The 19,412-nt window shown below is 61.5% G+C and carries 16 protein-coding genes; 15 read left to right on the top strand and 1 reads right to left on the bottom strand.

Annotated features, from left to right (window positions below):
- Positions 1 to 68: 68 nt before the first annotated feature.
- From LOY55_RS06630 to LOY55_RS06695, 14 genes are all read left to right on the top strand, one after another.
- Positions 69 to 1,118 carry an ABC transporter substrate-binding protein gene (locus tag LOY55_RS06630; RefSeq protein ID WP_046029562.1) on the top strand — a complete coding sequence of 350 codons (1,050 nt, stop codon included), beginning with the start codon at positions 69 to 71 and terminating at the stop codon, positions 1,116 to 1,118.
- Between the two features lie 73 nt (positions 1,119 to 1,191).
- On the top strand, positions 1,192 to 1,974 hold the full coding sequence (locus tag LOY55_RS06635) for a class II aldolase/adducin family protein (RefSeq protein ID WP_223522396.1): 783 nt from the start codon (positions 1,192 to 1,194) through the stop codon (positions 1,972 to 1,974).
- A 247-nt stretch (positions 1,975 to 2,221) separates the two neighbouring features.
- Positions 2,222 to 2,869: a TetR family transcriptional regulator C-terminal domain-containing protein gene (locus LOY55_RS06640; protein WP_077430723.1), complete on the top strand. Its 648-nt coding sequence runs from the start codon at positions 2,222 to 2,224 to the stop codon at positions 2,867 to 2,869.
- Positions 2,870 to 2,961: 92 nt separating this feature from the next.
- Positions 2,962 to 3,678 (top strand): response regulator, encoded by a 717-nt coding sequence (locus LOY55_RS06645; protein WP_077430722.1) that lies wholly within the window; start codon positions 2,962 to 2,964, stop codon positions 3,676 to 3,678.
- 5 nt (positions 3,679 to 3,683) lie between these two features.
- The gene (locus tag LOY55_RS06650; RefSeq protein WP_109787406.1) at positions 3,684 to 4,457 is read left to right on the top strand and encodes an ABC transporter substrate-binding protein; all 774 of its coding nucleotides are present in this window, start codon (positions 3,684 to 3,686) and stop codon (positions 4,455 to 4,457) included.
- Positions 4,454 to 6,715: an ATP-binding protein gene (locus LOY55_RS06655; protein WP_223522397.1), complete on the top strand. Its 2,262-nt coding sequence runs from the start codon at positions 4,454 to 4,456 to the stop codon at positions 6,713 to 6,715. The genes LOY55_RS06650 and LOY55_RS06655 overlap by 4 nt, the downstream gene beginning before the upstream one ends.
- 193 nt (positions 6,716 to 6,908) lie before the next feature.
- Positions 6,909 to 8,321 carry an amino acid permease gene (locus LOY55_RS06660; protein ID WP_223522398.1) on the top strand — a complete coding sequence of 471 codons (1,413 nt, stop codon included), beginning with the start codon at positions 6,909 to 6,911 and terminating at the stop codon, positions 8,319 to 8,321.
- Between the two features lie 343 nt (positions 8,322 to 8,664).
- The gene (locus LOY55_RS06665; RefSeq protein ID WP_223522399.1) at positions 8,665 to 9,456 is read left to right on the top strand and encodes an enoyl-CoA hydratase/isomerase family protein; all 792 of its coding nucleotides are present in this window, start codon (positions 8,665 to 8,667) and stop codon (positions 9,454 to 9,456) included.
- Positions 9,457 to 9,497: 41 nt separating this feature from the next.
- Positions 9,498 to 10,658, top strand: a complete 1,161-nt coding sequence (locus tag LOY55_RS06670) for an acyl-CoA dehydrogenase family protein (RefSeq protein ID WP_077430717.1) — start codon at positions 9,498 to 9,500, stop codon at positions 10,656 to 10,658.
- 18 nt (positions 10,659 to 10,676) lie between these two features.
- Positions 10,677 to 12,776: an acetate--CoA ligase family protein gene (locus LOY55_RS06675; RefSeq protein ID WP_223522400.1), complete on the top strand. Its 2,100-nt coding sequence runs from the start codon at positions 10,677 to 10,679 to the stop codon at positions 12,774 to 12,776.
- 10 nt (positions 12,777 to 12,786) lie between these two features.
- Positions 12,787 to 14,394, top strand: coding sequence for a 5-guanidino-2-oxopentanoate decarboxylase (locus LOY55_RS06680; RefSeq protein ID WP_223522401.1), 1,608 nt, complete (start codon positions 12,787 to 12,789; stop codon positions 14,392 to 14,394).
- Between the two features lie 27 nt (positions 14,395 to 14,421).
- Positions 14,422 to 15,612: a pyridoxal phosphate-dependent aminotransferase gene (locus tag LOY55_RS06685; protein ID WP_077430714.1), complete on the top strand. Its 1,191-nt coding sequence runs from the start codon at positions 14,422 to 14,424 to the stop codon at positions 15,610 to 15,612.
- Positions 15,605 to 17,020, top strand: coding sequence for an aldehyde dehydrogenase family protein (locus LOY55_RS06690; protein WP_223522402.1), 1,416 nt, complete (start codon positions 15,605 to 15,607; stop codon positions 17,018 to 17,020). The genes LOY55_RS06685 and LOY55_RS06690 overlap by 8 nt, the downstream gene beginning before the upstream one ends.
- Positions 17,021 to 17,085: 65 nt before the next feature.
- Positions 17,086 to 17,790, top strand: coding sequence for an NAD(P)H-dependent oxidoreductase (locus LOY55_RS06695; RefSeq protein WP_046029594.1), 705 nt, complete (start codon positions 17,086 to 17,088; stop codon positions 17,788 to 17,790).
- A 185-nt stretch (positions 17,791 to 17,975) separates the two neighbouring features.
- On the opposite strand, the gene LOY55_RS06700 is transcribed toward LOY55_RS06695, so the two are convergent.
- A complete protein-coding gene (locus LOY55_RS06700; protein ID WP_046029596.1) occupies positions 17,976 to 18,167 on the bottom strand; it encodes a DUF1508 domain-containing protein in 192 nt (63 codons plus the stop codon).
- Between the two features lie 231 nt (positions 18,168 to 18,398).
- Here LOY55_RS06700 and LOY55_RS06705 point away from each other — a divergent pair, with 231 nt between their 5' ends.
- Positions 18,399 to 19,412 carry a glycosyltransferase family 2 protein gene (locus LOY55_RS06705; RefSeq protein ID WP_223522403.1) on the top strand — a complete coding sequence of 338 codons (1,014 nt, stop codon included), beginning with the start codon at positions 18,399 to 18,401 and terminating at the stop codon, positions 19,410 to 19,412.

A 19,412-nucleotide genomic window follows, 5' to 3' on the forward strand; every position in this document is an offset into this window, starting at 1 on the left:
GAACCTCACAACAATAAAAATGGGTCACGGCGGCGTGGGTCGCGTGGCACCTGCAAGAGGAACCACCGATGAAATCGAATACGCTCAAGCACGGTTTTTATCCCTTGGTCCTGTCCCTCGCCATGGGGCTCGGTAGCGCTCAGGCCGCCCCGGACATGGTCGTGGTGGGTTACGGCGGTGCCGGCCAGAAAGCCCAGGATGTGGCGTTTTTCCAGCCGTTCAGCGTCGCGGATCACAGCAAGCTGATCCAGAGCGAATACAACGGCGAGATGGCCCGGATCAAAGTGATGGTCGACACCGGCAATGCCGATTGGGACGTGGTGCAGATCGAAGGCCCGGACTTGATGCGCGGGTGCGATGAGGGCATGTACGAGAAACTCGACTGGAGCAAACTCGGCCGCGTCGAGCAATTGATTCCCGATGCGGCACAAGCGTGCGGTTCGGCGGCGCTGGTGTGGAGCGTGGCGATTGCCTACGACACGCAGAAGCTGGCGCAGGCCCCGACGTCATGGGCGGATTTCTGGGACGTGCAGAAAATCCCCGGCAAGCGCGGGCTGCGTAAACGCGCGGTGTACAACCTGGAATTCGCCTTGCTGGCCGACGGCGTGAAAGTCGAGGACGTGTATTCCGTGCTGAACACTCCGCAAGGCGTCGACCGTGCATTCACCAAACTCACAGAACTCAAGCCTTACATCCAGTGGTGGGAGGCCGGCGCGCAACCGGCGCAATGGTTGACCGCCGGGGATGTGGTAATGACTTCAACCTACAGCGGACGGGTGGCCGCCGCCGCGCAAAGCGGCAGTCACCTCGGGCTGGTCTGGCCGGGCAGCCTGTATGGCATGGATTACTGGGCGATCATCAAGGGCTCCAAACATGTCGATCAGGCCAAGCGCTTTATCGCCTTCGCCAATCAGCCGGACGCTCAGGTCAAGTACGTCGAGCAGATTCCTTACGGCCCGACCAATACCGAAGCGGCCGCCAAACTCGATAGCCAACTCGCGCAATGGGTGCCCACCGCGCCGCAAAACCTGAAGGGCGCGCTGTCGATGGACGTGGCGTTCTGGGTCGATCATGGCGAAGAACTTGAGGAGCGCTTCAACGCCTGGGCCAGCAAGTAATCGCACGCGGCTGGACGCCTCAAGGCGTCCAGCCTTACTGTCTGCGCAGCCGATCAGCCTGGAGACTAAAACAATGAACGATATCGCCACGTTTTCTCAGCGCAGCGCCACCGAGCAGCGCCTGCGCGAGGAGTTGGCCGCCTGTTATCGATTGATCGCGCACTTTCGCATGACCGATCTGATCTTCACTCACATCTCGGTGCGCATACCGGGGCCTGAGCATCACTTCCTGATCAATCCGTACGGGTTGATGTTCGATGAAATTACCGCGTCCAATCTGGTGAAAATCGGCCTCGATGGCCGGGCCGTCGAGGCGTCGCCGTACCCGGTCAACCCGGCGGGGTTTGTGATTCACAGCGCGATTCACGGGGCTCGTGAAGACGCGCAGTGCGTGCTGCACACTCATACCAAATCCGGATGTGCGGTCGCTGCGTTGAAGTGCGGATTGTTGCCGGTGAACCAGATTTCCATGGAGTTTTATGGCCGGGTCGCTTACCACGACTACGAAGGCGTGGCGCTGGACATGAGCGAGCAACAGCGCTTGGTGCAGGACCTCGGCGACAAACCGGTATTGATGCTGCGCAACCACGGTTTGCTGACCGTGGGTGAAACCGTCAGCCAGGCGTTTTTGCGTATGTATTACTTGGAGAAAGCTTGCGAAATTCAGCTCGCCGCGCAAGCTGCCGGTGAGTTGGTGTTGCCGCCGGCGGAGGTTTGCGAATATACCGAGCGTCAGTTCAACGACCCAGGCCGGCCGCTGGAGGAAGGCGAGTTGAGTGACCCGGACGCCATGCAATTGGCTTGGGCTGCGATGTTGCGATTGCTTGATCGGGTGGCACCGGGTTATCGGGATTGACCGATGTTCATGTATTAATCGGCTGGCCCCATCGCGAGCAAGCTCGCTCCCACAGGGTTGTGTGTTGGACGCAAACAATGAAAACACACAGATCAAATGTGGGAGCGTGGCTTGCCCGCGATGGGCGCGACACGGTCCCAGAACCCTGCAACCGACTAGAGACTTGCCACTCTCTTGCTGTACAGTCGTTCAGCGCGCGGCTTAGCCAGCCGCATCCCCAACGATTGATCCACAGAGAGTGTCGCGCATGAGTCAGGAAGCCCGTTTTTCCCGCATGGAGCCGGAGTTGCGCAAGGCCAATCTGATCGAGGCGACGCTGGTATGCCTCAAGCGCCATGGTTTCCAGGGTGCCTCGATCCGCAAGATTTCCGCCGAGGCGGGCGTCTCGGTCGGGCTGATCAGCCATCACTATTCCGGCAAGGATGAACTGGTGGCCGAGGCCTACCGGGCGATTACCGGTCGGGTCATGAACCTGTTGCGCGAGTCCATGGCGCAGGCGGCTCCGACTGCTCGCGAGCGATTGTCGGCGTTCTTCCGGGGCTCGTTTTCCGCCGAATTGCTCGACCCGCAATTGATCGATGCCTGGCTGGCGTTCTGGGGCGCGGTACGCACGGCGGAGTCGATCAACCTTGCGCACGAGCATTCCTATGGCGAGTACCGCGGCATTTTGCGCAAGGTGCTGACCGAATTGGCGCAGGAAGAAAGCTGGGAAAACTTCGACGCCGATCTGGCCGCCATCAGCCTCAGCGCCTTGCTCGACGGCTTGTGGCTGGAGTCGGGGCTCAACCCCGGTACGTTCACCCCGGAACAGGGCATCCAGATTTGCGAAGCCTGGGTCGACGGATTGCAGGCGGGCGGCCGGCAACGGTTTTGCGTCCAGACGACGGGCTGTTGATCGGTCGTTCAGCTGTCGATACTCTCTGGCGCCAAAGCAGTAAAACACTCTAATAAGAAACACGCCTTCGGGCATACGCGGGACACCATGCGATGACTCCTCGGGTATTGATCGTCGACGACGATCCGCTGATACGCGAACTGCTGCAGGCCTACTTGTCCCAAGAGGGTTATGAGGTGCATTGCGCCGCCACGGCGGAGCTGGCCGAAACCTTCCTGGCGAGCCAGGCGGTCGACCTGGTGATGCTCGATATCCGCCTGCCGGGCAAGGACGGCCTGACCCTGACCCGGGAGCTGCGGGTCCGTTCGGAAGTCGGGATCATTCTGATCACCGGGCGCAACGACGAAATCGACCGCATCGTCGGCCTTGAATGCGGCGCCGATGACTACGTGATCAAACCGCTCAACCCACGCGAACTGGTGTCACGGGCGAAAAACCTGATACGCCGGGTTCGCCACGCGCAGACACCGCAACCTGCAGCGGCCATCGCCAAACCGGTCAAGCAATTCGCCGCCTGGGCGCTGGACACTGACCGTCGACGGTTGATCGACCAGACCGGCGCCGAAACCCTGCTGACCCACGGCGAGTACCAGTTGCTCAGCGTGTTCCTGCGCAACAGCGGCCACACCTTGAGCCGCGATCAACTGATGGATCAGATCCGCAACCGCGAATGGGTGCCCAATGATCGCTCCATCGACGTGCTGGTCGGACGCTTGCGTCGCAAGTTGCACGACGACCCGGCCGAACCGCAATTGATCATTACCATTCACGGTGCCGGTTACCTGTTCACCGCCAGCGTGGCGGCCTGAATACCATGCGGCGGGTGTTTGGCCTGCTGTTGGCGCTGGTCGCGAACGGTACGATGGCGGCGGAAAAAGTTCGCTACTGCGATTACCCGGTGTACCCGCCGATTTCCTGGAGCGACGGCAAACAGGTTCGCGGCCTCGCCCCCAGCGTCGTTAAAAACCTCTTCGGGCGTTTGGGTTACGACGTCGACATCGTCGTGCTCGGCAACTGGAAACGTTGCCTGCTCGACGCCGCCGAAGGCCGGGTCGATGTGGTGCTGGCCTACAGCACCGCGCAACGCGAGCAGAGCATGGTGTTTTCGACGGTGCCGGTGTTGCGCGAGGAGGTGGCGTTATTCATCAACCGTCAGCGCCCGGTGAAATTCGAGCGCCTGGAAGACCTGGCAAATTACCGTGGCGGGCTGTTGTTCGGCGAAAGTTACGGCGTGGATTTCGACCGCTTGGTGGCCGAGCATCAGAACATTGAATGGGTGTCTGACAGCGGCCAGAATTTCGGCAAACTGATTCGCGGGCGCATCGATTTCATCACCTCGGAACGCCGCACCGGGCAGCTTTACGTCGAGAACCTGCCGGGCGCGCAAGACATCGTCGCGCTACCCAATGCCTTGAGCGTCGACTATTTGCGAGTGGCCGTCTCGCGCAAATCCTCCTTGGCCACGCGCATGCCGCAGATCGACGCGCAATTGAAGCGCATGGTCGATTCCGGGGAGGTCGATCGTTTACTCAGCGAAAGCGAGGTCACGTACCGCGACATGATCAACCTGCCGGCGAACTCGAAATGATCCGCGCCCGACCCGGTGGACTGTTACGGCGTCTGTTGCTGTTCATTCTGTTGTTCAGCCTGTGCTTTACCGTGCTGGCGAGCACCGTGCAGCTGTACTTCGAATACCGCCGCGAGATGCGCGATATCGATTCGCGCATGGAGCTGATTCGGGCCGGTTACCTGGCCAGTCTGGAGCGCAGTCTTTGGGACTTGAACCAGGAACAATTGAACGTTCAGTTGCGAGGGCTGGTGGACTTTTCCGACGTGGCGCGGGTTCATCTGATCAGCCCCGATTTCGATCTGCTGCACGGCAGTTCGGACCCGGTCGGGCCGTTGCGCATCGAGCGTTTTGAACTGGATTATCAGCCACCGACCGGGCCTTCACGGCACTTGGGGCAGTTGGAAGTCAGCACCGATTTGGGCGCAGTGCATCAGCGCCTGTTCGCCACCGGTTTGACCAGCCTGCTGTGGATGAGTGTGTTTCTGTGCGGTCTGGCGGTGGCGTTGTCGGGGCTGTTTTACCGCTTGGTCACGCGGCACCTGCAAGTGATGGCCGAGTTTGCCCGGCGCATCGCCGCCGGTGACTGGCACGAGCCCCTGCACCTGGACAAGCGCCGTCACGCCCAGCAAGACGAAATCGACACCGTGGCGCATGCACTGGACGATATGCGCCGGGCGATTCTCAGCGACATTGACCGTCGCGAAACCGATCGGCTGGCCCTGCAAGACAATCGCGACGAGTTGCTCAGGCTGGTCGAACGCCGCACCGCCAGCCTGATGCGCGCCAAGGATGAAGCCGAGGCCGCCAACCTTGCCAAGTCGCGTTTTCTGGCGACCATGAGCCACGAGTTGCGCACCCCGCTCAACGGCATTCTCGGCATGGCCGAACTGCTGCGCGGCGCGAGTCTGGATGAGCGCGACGGCAAACGTCTGGATGCGCTGTACAAGGCCGGCGAAGGCTTGCTGTCGATTCTCAACGAAGTGCTGTATTTCGCCCGACTGGAAGAGGGCGTCAGCCACCCGGAACCGGTGGACTTTTCAATCCGGCAACTGCTCGACGAAGTGCTGACACTGCTGGAACCGCGCGCGCGGAGCAACGACACGACGCTGCGCTGTCGAATCGATCCGCACGTCGCCGAGCGCCATCACGGCGCCGAACAATTCCTGCGTCAGGTGCTGAGCAACTTGCTGGCCAATGCGATCAAGTTCACTGAGGGCGGCGACGTCAATGTGGAAATAACGCTGCTGGCTCACGCTGCGAAACAGACCGGGCAACACGTGCGCGTGAGCGTGACGGACAACGGCATCGGCATCGCTCCTGCCATGCAGGCAAAGATCTTCGAGCGCTTCACCCAGGCCAGCGAAGAAGTGGCGCAACGCTTCGGCGGCACCGGGCTTGGCCTTGCGATCAGCAAACATCTGGTCGAGCAGTTGGGCGGGCAAATTGGCGTCGACAGTGACGTCGGGCGCGGCAGTTGTTTCTGGTTCGAGTTGACGTTGCAGCCGGCAATCGGCGTGGCGGCGAGTGCGCTGAGCAGCGCGCCGGGTGAGGCGTTGAAGGTGTTGGTGGTCGAGGATGTGGCGCTGAACCGCGAAGTGGTCAGCGGCTTGTTGCAGCGTGACGGGCATCAGGTCTGGCTCGCTGAAGAAGGCGAGCAGGCGCTGGCGCAATGTGCCGAACAGACCTTTGATTTGATCCTGCTCGATGTGCACCTGCCGGGTATCAGCGGCGTCGAGCTGTGCAAACTGATCCGGCGCAACAACGGGCCGAACCGTCACACCCGCATCTTCGCCCTGACCGCCAGCGTACAGCCGGCCTTGATGCGCGGTTATCTGGATGCCGGGATGGATGGCATTCTCGCCAAGCCTCTGAAACTCGAAAACTTGCGACAAGCGTTGGCCGGGCAGTTGCCGGTATCCGCGCCACAGCCGGATGACGAGGCCATGGATTGGCCGTTGCTAGAGACCCATCGCACGTTGCTGGGTGAACAGAAACTTCGGGGCTTGTTGCGAGTGCTGCTCGACTCGATCAGTCAGCATCGCGAAGCACTCACCGAAGCCATCGAAGCCGACGACTGCACCGAAGTCGCACAGCTGGCCCATCGACTGGCCGGCAGCAGCGATTCATTGGGCTTTCGCGCGTTGGCCAATGTGTTGCGGGCCCTGGAGGAGGCCGCGCTGGTCAACGACGAGTCGGCATTGCGCGCCATGGCGCCGAAGGTTCAGGCGCAACTGCACAACGCGCAACAGACGCTGGCGGACCTTTTGCGCAGCTGACGTACAAGTTCGTTACGACTTTTTACATCTTTGATCTTTACGGTCAACGGGACCTTACAAGGTCTTCCAATAATCGAGGCAACCGCCACAGCGCGGTCTTCGAAGCTTATTGGAGATAATAATAATGAACTGCCGTAAAGCTGATCCTTCCTCGCGCCATGCCGCGCACCTTGCTGACTATTGAGGTGCGCACATGAGCGAATCTATCGAACGTAAAGGCATCCAACTGACCCGCGCCCTGAAGAGCCGGCACATTTTCATGTTGTCGCTGGGCGGCGTGATCGGTACCGGGCTGTTCATGGGCTCCGGTGTGACCATCAATCAGGGCGGGCCGGTGGGAGCAATCCTGGCGTATCTGGTGGCCGGTTTCCTGATGTACCTGGTGATGGTTTGCCTGGGTGAACTGTCCGTGCAAATGCCCGTGTCCGGTTCGTTTCAGACCCACGCCACCAAGTTCATCGGCCCGGCCACCGGGTTCATGATCGGCTGGGTGTACTGGATGAGCTGGGCGACCACCGTGGGCCTGGAGTTCACGGCAGCGGGCATGTTGATGACACGCTGGTTTCCGGCGGTGCCGATCTGGTATTGGTCGGCGCTGTTTGTGGTGGTGCTGTTCGGTTTGAACGCACTGGCGACTCGCGCCTTCGGTGAGGCCGAATACTGGTTCTCCGGGATCAAGGTGGCGGCGATTCTTGGCTTTATCGTGGTCGGCGTGCTGGTGATCTTCGGCGCTATCCCGCTGACCAGCGGTGCACCGGCGCCGATGATGAACAACCTGATCGGCGATTCACTGTTCCCCAACGGCCTGTCAGCGGTGTTCGCGGTAATGATGACCGTGGTCTACGCCTTCCAGGGCTGCGAGATCATGGGCGTGGCTGCCGGCGAAACCGATCAGCCGGAAAAAAGCATCCCGCGCGCGGTGCGCAACGTGGTGTTTCGCGTGTTGATTTTCTATGTGCTGGCGATCGTGGTGTTGTCGGCGATCGTGCCGTGGCAGCAGGCCGGGTTGATGGAAAGCCCGTTCGTGCAGGTGTTCGACATGGTCGGCATTCCGTACGCCGCCGACCTGATGAACTTCGTGATCCTCACGGCGATTCTGTCGGTGGGCAACTCCGGTCTGTATGCCTCGACGCGCATTCTGTGGGCGATGTCGAAAACCGGCATGGCACCGAAAAGCCTGTCGCCGTTGAGCAAGCGCGGCGTACCGCTGCGGGCACTGAGCATCACGTTGTGTTTTGCGCTGGTGTCGCTGATGACCAGCTTCGTCGCGGCAGACACGCTGTTCATGGTGTTGATGGCGGTGAGCGGCATGTCGGGCACCGTGACCTGGATTGTCATCGCGCTGGCCCAGTACAAATTCCGCAAGGCGTATCTGCGTGATGGCGGCAAGCTCAGCGATCTGAAATACCGCGCGCCATGGTTCCCGCTGCTGCCGCTGACGTGCATCGCGTTGTGCTGCTCGTTGTTCGTATTCCTGGCGCTGGATGAAACGCAACGGCCTTCGTTGTACTGGGGCTTTGGATTTATTGCGCTGTGCTATGGCGCGTACTTCCTGATCCATCGCAAGCGCGAAGCGGTGCTGGCACCGAGCTTGCCGACTGCGTAACTACTCCAGCTAACCACTGATCGTTCCCGCGCTCCGCGTGGGAATGCCTCTAGGGACGCTTTGCGTCCAGTGACGCGGAGCGTCATGGGCTGCATTCCCACGCGGAGCGTGGGAACGATCAATGCGCTGCACGACTCATCCTGTAGGCAGTTGTTCGAAGTTGTAACAGCGCAATCCTCGCCGTTCTGGTCTCGTCGAATAAATCCTTCAAATACAGTTAGTTAGACTTATTTTTCAACTGTTACAGCTGATTCCACCACCAATTGCCGCCTTACTGAACACTCGTTTAGTATGGCCTCAAGTCGCATCACCTCAGACCAATCAAAATAATTCGAGGATTCGCATGACTACTCAATCTTCTCTGCTCAGTCAGGTCGAAGCCGGCGTTGCCTGGATCACCCTCAATCGCACCGCCCAGCGCAATGCGCTGGACATTCCGACCCTGAAAAACCTCCACGCGTTGCTGGATGATTTCAGCGCCGACCCCGCCGTGCGAGTGGTGGTCCTGACCGGCAGCGGTCGCAGCTTCTGCGCCGGCGCCGACCTCGCCGAGTGGGCCGACGCTGAAGCCCGTGGCGCCCTCGAAACCTACGGCTGGACGGAAACGGCTCACGCCTTGATGAGCCGTTTGTACAGCCTGGAAAAACCCACCATCGCCGCTATCAACGGCACCGCCGTCGGCGCCGGCATGGACCTGACGCTGTGCTGCGACCTGCGTATCGCTGCGCAATCGGCACGCTTCAAGGCCGGCTACACCAGCATGGCCTACTCGCCGGATGCCGGTGCCAGTTGGCACCTGCCACGGCTGATCGGTACCGAACAAGCCAAACGCCTGTTGTTCCTTGACGAGTTGTGGGGCGCCGATCGGGCCTTGGCCGCAGGCCTCGTCGGTGAAGTCTGCGCCGATGAACAACTGCTGGCGGTGACCACCGAACTGGCCTCTCGCCTGGCCAACGGCCCGACCTTCGCGTTTGCCCAGACCAAAAAACTCATGCGTGAAGGCGCCCAGCGCAGCCTGCCCGAACAACTGCAAGCCGAGCTCGCCGCCGGCCTGCTGTGCGGTCGCAGCGAAGACGGCAACGAAGCCCTGCGCGCCTCCATTGAAAAACGCCCGGCCCGTTTCATCGGCCGCTAAGCCCGAACACCACCTTCAGCACACGAACAACAGGTAGCCCCATGAATTTCCAACTGACCCAAGAACAAGAAATGTTGGTGGACGCGGTACGCAGCTTTGTCGCCAAGGAACTGCTGCCTCATGAGGAAGCGGTCGACCGTGCCGACGAAGTCTCCCCAGAGCTGGCGGCACAGATTCGCGGCAAGGCCATCGCCGCCGGTTTCTATGCCTTCAACATGCCGGAGGAGGTGGGCGGTGGCGGTCTGGACTACCTGTCCCAGGCGCTGATCGAGCGTGAGCTGTCGAAGGTTTCCTGGGCGCTGCACGTGTTCGTCGCTCGCCCGTCGAAAATCCTCATGGCCTGCACCGGCGACCAGATCAACGATTACCTGTTGCCGTGCATTCAGGGCGAGAAGATTGATTGCTTCGCACTGACCGAACCGGGCGCCGGCTCCGACGCCAATGCGATCAAGACCCGCGCCGTGCGCGAGGGCGATGACTTCATTCTCAACGGCAGCAAGCACTTCATCAGCCACGCCGGCCACGCCGATTTCGCCATCGTCTTCGCCGTCACTGACACCTACGAACACAACGGCAAAAAGCGTAACGCCGTGACCTCGTTCCTGGTCGATCGCAACACGCCGGGCATGACCATTCGCCGTGGTCCGAAATGCGTGAGCAATCGCGGTTATCACACCTTCGAAATGTTCTTCGACGACTGCCGCGTACCGGCTTCCAAAGTGTTGGGCGAAGTCGGCAAGGGCTGGGACGTGGCCAACGCCTGGCTCACCGCCGGGCGGGTGATGGTCGCCGCCAACTGCGTCGGTCAGGCGCAACGCGCGCTGGATGTGTCGCTGCAATGGGCGGCGGATCGAAAGCAGTTCGGCCAGCCGATCGGCACCTATCAGGGCATCTCGTTCAAGCTCGCGGACATGGTCACGCAGATCCGCGCGGCCGAACTGCTGACCCTGCACACCGCCTGGAAAATGGACCAGGGCACCATGACCGATGGCGAGGCCGGCATGGCCAAGCTGTTCGCCAGTGAGGTGCTCGGCAAAGTCGCCGATGAAGCGGTGCAGATTTTCGGCGGCATGGGCCTGATGGATGAATGCCCGGTGGAACGCATCTGGCGTAACGCCCGGATCGAGCGCGTCTGGGAAGGCACCTCGGAGATCCAGCGGCACATCATTTCCCGCGAATTACTGCGGCCGCTGCTGCGCTGATCGCCCCGGAGAATTTCTATGTCGCAGACGATTCGTGACAACCTCAAACGCCTGCTCGCGCCGCGTCATCTGGCGTTTGTCGGTGGCCGCAGCATGGCCCGCGCGCTCAAGCGTTGCGCCGAAGGTGGCTACCAGGGGCAGATGTGGCTGGTGAACCCGCAGCATGAAAGCCTTGAAGGTGTGCCGTGTGTGCGCAGCATCGCCGAACTGCCGTGCGGCCCGGACGCGGTGTTCATCGCCACCAACCGTGAACTGACCCTGACCTGCGTGGCCGAACTGGCCGCCAAAGGCGCGGGCGGCGCGATCTGCTACGCCTCCGGGTTTGCCGAAACCGGCGCCGAAGGCCAGGCCTTGCAGCAGAAGTTGCTGAAAGCGGCCGGCAGCATGGCCTTGCTCGGCCCTAACTGCTACGGCTTGCTCGATTACCTGCACAGCTCCGCGTTGTGGCCGGTGGCCCATGGCGGCAAACCGGTGGAGAAGGGCGTCGCCGTCCTGACCCAGAGCGGCAACTTCGCCTACAACCTGTCGATGAGCGACCGCTCGCTGCCGGTGGCCTACATGGCGTCGGTCGGTAATCAGGCGCAATTGGGCATCGCCGAATTGATGGACGTGCTGCTCGATGAACCGCGCGTCACCGCCATCGGCTTGCACCTCGAAGGCCTGAAAAACGTGCCGGGTTTCGCCCGCGCCGCGCACAAGGCGTTGGAGAAGGGCATTCCGATCATCGCCCTGAAAACCGGCGTGTCGCAGATCGGCGCCGAACTGGCGCTCAGCCACACCAGTTCGCTGTCCGGTTCCGATGCGCTGTATGACAGCCTGTTTGCGCGTCTGGGCGTGATCCGCGTCAGTGGCCCGGTGAGTTTTGTCGAAACCCTCAAGGCTGCTGCGTGCGGCAAGCTACCAGCAGGCAACAGCCTGATTGCGCTCGCCTGTTCTGGCGGCGATGCCGGGCTGATTGCTGACTATGCCGAACGCAATGACCTGAGCTTGCCCAAGCTCGATGCCGGTCAAATCAACGAACTGGCGCAGGTGCTGCCCAGCTACGCCAACCTGGTCAATCCGCTGGATTTCACCACTGCAATTTGGGGTGACGGCGAAGCGTTGAACCGCATGCTCGACAGCGCCCTGCGCACCGAAGCGGACGCGGCGATGCTGGTGCTGGATTACCCGTCTGAATCCACCGGCGAACGCAAAGAATGCGACCTGCTGCTGGAGCTGTTTTGCGCCGCACTGGTGCGCCACGGCAAGACCGGTTTTGTCACCTCGGCGTTTCCCGAATTGCTACCGGCCCACGCTCGTGAACGCCTGCATGCGCAAGGTGTGGCAGCGTTGCAAGGCGTGGAAGACGGCTTGGCCGCGTGGGGGCGCATTGCCGGTTATCAGCGCAATCGTCAGGCACTGCTGGCGCTCGGTGAATCGGCGCTGGTGCCGCTGTGCCCACAGGCGCTAGAAAGTGATGGTCACCTGCTCAACGAGTGGGAATCCAAAACGGCATTGCGCGCCTTTGGCCTGCCGACGCCCAACGGTGTCTTGAGCACGCCAGCCAACGCTCTGACGGATGCCAATGCACTGGGTTACCCCTTGGTGCTCAAAGCGGTCAGCGTGCAACTGCCCCACAAAACCGAAGCCGGTGCCGTGGCGCTGAACCTCAAGGACACCGCGGCCCTGAGCGCCGCGCTGGAAAAAATGCGTGCGAGCATTGCCGAGTACGCGCCGCAGGTGCCGTTCGATCAAGTGCTGCTGGAGCCGATGGCCAAGCCGCCGCTGGCCGAATTGATCGTCGGCATCAAGCGCGAAAACGACTTTGGCCTCGCCTTGGTCATTGGCGCTGGCGGAATTCTGGTGGAGTTGCTCAAGGACAGTCGCAGCCTGCTGCTGCCGACCACCGACGGCGCCATTCGCAAGGCCGTGTCGAGCCTGCGCAGTGCTGCATTGCTGCAAGGGTTTCGCGGGCGCGAAACAGCGGACCTGGACTCGCTGGTCGCGGCGATCCGCGCGGTGGCCGATTACGCCTGTGAGAACGCCGGTCAACTGCTGGAACTCGATGTGAACCCATTGTTGGTCGGTGCCGCTGGCACGACTGCGGTCGATGCGTTGATTCGCCTTGGCCACGAGTGAGGATGTGAACATGCAAACCACAACATTGACGGGCGGCCAGGCACTGGTGCGATTGCTGGCCAACTACGGCGTCGACACCGTGTTCGGGATTCCCGGCGTGCACACGCTGGAGTTGTATCGCGGCTTGCCCGGCAGTGGCATTCGCCATGTGCTGACCCGCCACGAGCAAGGCGCCAGTTTCATGGCCGACGGCTACGCCCGGGTCAGTGGCAAACCGGGCGTGTGCTTCATCATCACCGGTCCCGGTGTGACCAACGCCGCGACCGGTATTGGCCAAGCGTATGCCGACTCGATTCCGATGCTGGTGATTTCCAGCGTCAACCACACCGCCAGCCTCGGCAAGGGCTGGGGCTGCCTGCACGAAACCCAGGATCAACGCGCGATGACCGCGCCGATCACCGCCTTCTCGGCGGTGGCGCTGAGCACTGACGATCTGCCTGAATTGATCGCCCGTGCCTACGCGGTGTTCGACAGCGAACGTCCGCGCCCGGTGCACATTTCGGTGCCGCTGGACGTGCTGTCAGCAAAAATAAGCCGCGACTGGAGTAGCGACGTGGTCCGTCGTCCCGGTCGTGGCGCCGCCTCAACCACCGCGCTGGAAGAAGCCGTGGCCAAGCTGCAAAACGCCAAGCGGCCGATGATCATTGCGGGCGGTGGCGCATTGAACGCGCAGCAAGCAGTGCAAGACATCAGCAACCGACTCGCCGCGCCACTGTTCACCAGCGTCGCCGGCAAAGGCTTGTTGCCGCCGGATGCACCGCTCAATGCGGGCTCGACCCTGTGCGTCGAGCCCGGCTGGAACCTGATCGCCGAGGCCGACGTGGTGTTGGCGGTTGGCACCGAAATGGCCGACACCGATTTCTGGCGAGAGCGTCTGCCACTGAATGCCGAACTGCTGCGGGTGGACATCGACCCACGCAAATTCAACGACTTTTACCCTTGTGCGGTGGCGTTGCACGGTGACGCGCAACAAACCCTTGCAGCGTTGCTGGAACGCCTGCCGCCCGCCACGCGCGATGCCAGCGCGGCGATTGCCGCCGTCGCGGCAATGCGTGAAGCGGTGAAGCAGGGCCACGGCCCGTTGCAGTCGATTCACCAGGCGATACTCGAGCGTATCGCCACCGAGCTGCCGGACGACGCGTTCATCAGCACCGACATGACCCAGCTGGCCTACACCGGCAACTACGCCTTCAACAGCCTGGCAACCCGCAGCTGGTTGCACCCGACCGGCTACGGCACGTTGGGGTATGGCTTGCCGGCGGGCATCGGCGCCAAGTTCGGCGCGCCGCAGCGGCCGGGTCTGGTGCTGGTCGGCGACGGCGGTTTCCTCTACACCGCGCAAGAACTGGCGACCGCCGTCGAAGAACTCGACAGTCCGCTGGTGGTGTTGCTGTGGAACAACGACGCGCTGGGGCAGATTCGCGACGACATGCTCGGGCTCGACATCGAACCGATTGGCGTACTGCCGCGCAACCCGGACTTCGCCGCCCTCGGTCGCGCGTTCGGCTGCACAGTGAGCCAGCCGCAAAGCCTGGCCGAGCTGCAAACCGATTTGCGCCACGGCTTCAAGCGCAACGGCGTGACCCTGATCGAACTCAAGCATGCGTGCGCGCACTGATTTTCATTTTTTGGCAGAGGTATCGCCATGCGCTTTTCTGATCTGACACAACGCATCGCCGGAGACGGCGCTGCCGCCTGGGACATTCATTACCGCGCGCTGGCGCTGCAGGAGCAGGGTGAAGATATCCTGCTGCTGTCGGTCGGCGACCCGGATTTCGATACGCCGGCGCCGATTGTGCAAGCCGCCATCGACAGCCTGTTGTCCGGCCATACTCACTACGCCGACGTGCGTGGCAAGCGTGCCCTGCGTGAAAGCATCGCCCGGCACTACGGGCGCCGCAGCGGCCAACAGGTTTCGGCCGATCAAGTCATCGTGCTGGCCGGCGCGCAATGCGCGTTGTTCAGCGTTGCCCAATGCGTGCTCAACCCCGGTGATGAAGTGATTGTCGCCGAACCGATGTACGTGACGTATGAAGCCGTGTTTGGTGCGTGTGGCGCGGTGGTGGTGCCGGTGCCGGTGCGTTCCGAAAACGGTTTTCGCGTGTTGCCTGAAGACGTCGCCGCCCGCATCACGCCGCGCACTCGGGCCTTGGCACTGAACAGCCCGCACAATCCGTCCGGGGCCAGTTTATCGCGGGCCACCTGGCAAGCGCTGGCAGACCTGTGCATCGCCCACGACCTGTGGCTGATTTCCGATGAGGTCTACAGCGAATTGTTGTTTGACGGCGAGCATGTCAGCCCGGCGAGTTTGCCGGGCATGGCCGAGCGCACCGCGACACTCAACAGTTTGTCGAAATCCCACGCCATGACCGGTTGGCGAATCGGCTGGGCTGTCGTACCACCGGCCCTGGCGGCACATCTGGAAAACCTTGCGCTGTGCATGCTGTACGGCTTGCCGGACTTCGTGCAGGACGCCGCCGTCGTCGCCCTCGAAAGCCATTTGCCGGAACTGGACGCGATGCGCGAAGCCTATCGCCAACGCCGTGATCTGGTCTGCGAATGCCTGGCTGATTGCCCCGGCGTGCGCGCCTTGAAACCCGATGGCGGCATGTTCGTGATGGTCGACATTCGTGACACAGGCCTCAGTGCCCAGGCGTTTGCCGACCGCTTGCTCGACCGCCATGGCGTATCAGTTTTGGCCGGTGAAGCCTTCGGTCCGAGCGCCGCAGGGCACATTCGACTGGGCCTGGTGTTGGGTGCGGAGCCGTTGCGTGACGCCTGCCAGCGCATTACCCGCTGCGCCATTGAACTGCTGGAGTCCCCCATTCATGCATAACCACACCACGCTGTTTATCGATGGTCGCTGGCAAACCCCGTCGGGGCGGGGCATTGCCGAAGTGATCAACCCGGCCACAGAAGAAGTCGCAGGCTCGGTGCCGCTGGGTGATGAGCGCGATGTCGACAACGCGGTGGCCGCCGCACGCAAGGCGTTCAATTCATGGTCACGCACGCCGTCGAGCGTGCGTGCCGGTTACATCCGCGCCCTCGCCGAGCAGTTGCGCGCGCGGGCTGACGAGATGGCTTCGGTCATTACCGCTGAACTGGGCATGCCGGTGCAATGGTGCCGCTCGGTGCAAGTCGACGGGCCGATCATCGGGCTGGAGCACTACGTCGAACTCGCAGGCCTGATGGACGAAGTGCGTGAGGTCGGCAACTCGCTGGTGATTCGCGAAGCGGTGGGCGTGTGCGCCTTCATCAACCCGTGGAATTACCCGCTGCATCAATTGATCGGCAAGCTCGCCCCGGCGCTGGCCGCTGGTTGCACCGTGGTGGTCAAACCCAGTCAGGAAACCCCGCTGCACGCCTTTTTGCTGGCGCAGATGATCGAAGCCATCGGCTTGCCGGCCGGTGTGTTCAACCTGGTCAGCGGGCCCGGCTCGAAGGTCGGTGAAGCGCTGGCCAAACACCCGGACGTGGACATGGTCTCGTTCACCGGCTCGACCGGTGCCGGCGTTCGCGTGGCGCAAGCGGCCGCGCCGTCGGTAAAACGAGTGTGCCTGGAACTCGGCGGCAAGTCGCCGCTGCTGATTGCCGAAGACGCGGACCTCGCCGCCGCCGTGCGTTACGGCGTGCAGGACGTGATGATCAACTCCGGCCAGACCTGCACCGCGTTGACCCGGATGTTGCTGCCGGCCAGTCGTTACGCCGAAGCCGTGGAACTGGCCATCGCCGAAACCCGGAACCTGCGCATGGGCGATCCTCTGGACCCGAACAGTTTCCTCGGGCCCATGTGCTCGGCAGCGCAACGTCGTACCGTGCTTGATTACATTAAGGTCGGCCAGCAGGAGGGCGCACGGTTGGTGTATGGCGGGGACACGGCGGGCGAGTTCGAGCGTGGTTTCTACGTCACCCCGACGCTGTTCGCCGATGTCGACAACCGTATGCGCATCGCTCAGGAAGAAATCTTCGGCCCGGTGCTGTGCCTGATTCCCTACACCGATGAAGCGCAGGCAATCCAGATCGCCAATGATTCACCTTTCGGCCTGTCCAGCGGCGTCTGGGCCGGCAGCGCCGAGCGCGCCTTGCAGCTTGGGCGGCAACTGCGTGCCGGGCAGTGCTTCCTCAACGGCGCTGTCTTCAATTATCAGGCGCCGTTCGGTGGCTACAAACAATCGGGCAATGGCCGGGAATGGGGCGAGGAAGGGCTCAACGAGTTCGTTGAAGTGAAGGCGATTCAGGTGTAATCGTCCAATGACCCCGCGCGTTACCGCCTTCAAATTCAACGTGTGTAAACGTTTAAGGAATTGCCATGAAAGTACTGATCGTCCACGCCCACCCGGAGCCGAAGTCCTTCACCGCCGCGTTGCGTGACCAGGCTGTCGCAACCCTGCAAGCCCAGGGGCATGAAGTTCAGGTCAGCGATTTGTACGCGATGAACTGGAACCCGGTGGCAAGCGCCGATGACTTTTCTTCGCGAGAGAATCCTGAATATCTGGTGTATGCGCTGGAGCAACGTCTTGGGGTGAAGAGCCAGTCATTGGCGCCGGACATCCAGCAAGAACTCGACAAACTGCTGTGGGCTGACCTGCTGATCCTCAATTTCCCGATTTTCTGGTTCTCGGCCCCGGCCATGCTCAAGGGCTGGATTGACCGGGTGCTGGTGTCGGGGATTTGCTACGGCGGCAAACGCTTTTACGACCAGGGTGGCTTGAGCGGCAAGAAAGCGCTGGTGACCGTTACCCTGGGCGGGCGCGAGCACATGTTCGGTGACGGCGCGATTCACGGTCCGCTGGAAGACATGCTGCGACCGATTCTGCGCGGCACGCTGGCGTATGTCGGCTTCGAGGTGCTGGAACCGTTCGTGGCCTGGCATGTGCCGTACATCAGCGATGAAGCGCGCAAGGAGTTCCTGCAGGGTTATCAGCAGCGTCTGGAACACTTGAGCGATGACCTGCCGATGCAGTTTCCGCGCTTGTCGCAGTTTGATGAGGCGCTGAATCCGTTGCCTGTCTGACGCGGATTGTTACCCAGGAATTTGATGGTGCATTTTCGGGCTCCATCGCGGGCAAGCCCGCTCCCACAGTAGACCGCATTCTTCCTGAACGAATGCAATCCACTGTGGGAGCGGGCTTGCCCGCGATGAGGCCAGTGAAATCAGCCCAAGAATCAGCTATCTGCCTCGGGCACTGGCTATCAGGCCTAGATTTCCTTCACCGGCGTTTCACCCTCGACCCCTTTGATCAACCCGATGACGTGCAGGCAATCGGCTTTGTTCACATACGACTCACCACTGGCAATCGTCTCGTGATTCCCCGCCCTCAACCGCCAGCGCCATTGTCCTTTGCCGGTGCTCGGGGTGCCTTTGGACTGCCTGTAGATCTCGAAATACATACTGCTCGCTCCATGCGATGGGTTATAGCGACAACCAGTGTGACGCATCGGGGGCAAGCCTAGCGGAGCTGGCTTTTTTGGCCATCCAGCATTTGTTTCCAGGCATTTGAAAATATTTCTGCCGGCGCCAGCGGGCCGGTGGGAATGGCCAATTCCCCCTCGGATTCGCCCTTGCATCACCTTCCTCGGTCCTGCTTAATACGATTCGGTTCATGCGTCGAGCACCTGTCGATGCCCCCGGATTGTCGTAAAACCACTATAAAAAAGAGCAATCAATTGACTCATCAGCACGGAACGCATCTGACCGGGCCTCTGGCGTTGTCGCTCGTCATCCCGGTGTTCAATGAAGCAGCGACCGTCGATTTGTTCATCGCGCGGATCAATGACGTCTTCAACCAAGAGACGCTGATTGGTCTGGAGCTGGTTTTCGTCAACGACGGCAGCACCGACGCCACACTGGACCTGCTGCTGGAACGCCAGCAGACAGATCCACGCCTGCGCATCGTCGACCTGAGTCGTAATTTCGGCAAGGAAGCGGCGCTGACTGCGGGTTTACAGACGGCTACCGGACAGGTCGTGGTGCCGATCGATGTCGATTTGCAGGACCCGCCTGAAGTCATTCTTGAAATGATCGCCCGCTGGCGTGAAGGCTATGAAGTGGTGCTGGGCCATCGTCTGAGTCGCAACACCGACTCTTGGGTCAAACAGACCTCGGCCAACTGGTTCTACCGCCTGCACAACAAGATTGCCGAACAACACCTGCCGGAAAACGTCGGTGATTTCCGGCTCATGGACCGTTGCGTGGTCGATGCCTTGCAGACACTGCCCGAGTCGCGACGCTTCATGAAAGGCCTGTTCGCCTGGGTCGGATTTCGCACCACTTACGTGAACTACGAGCGCCCCGAACGGGTGGCGGGGGCGACCAAGTTCAACGGCTGGCGCTTGTGGAATTTCGCCCTGGAAGGCATCACCAGTTTCAGCACTGAACCGCTGCGGGTCTGGACCTACCTTGGTCTGGTTGTTTCGCTGATTTCTTTCGCGTTCGCCATTTTCATCATCCTGCGCACCTTGATTTCCGGAATTGACCTGCCGGGTTACGCCTCGCTGATGGTCGCCGTGACTTTTCTGGGTGGCTTGCAATTGATCGGCATCGGCGTGCTGGGTGAATACCTGGGCCGGACCTACATCGAATCCAAGCGCCGCCCGGTTTTCTTGGTGCGTCGTGTCTACGACCCCAAGGACTGA

Source organism: Pseudomonas sp. B21-040 (assembly GCF_024748695.1).
GTDB lineage: Bacteria > Pseudomonadota > Gammaproteobacteria > Pseudomonadales > Pseudomonadaceae > Aquipseudomonas.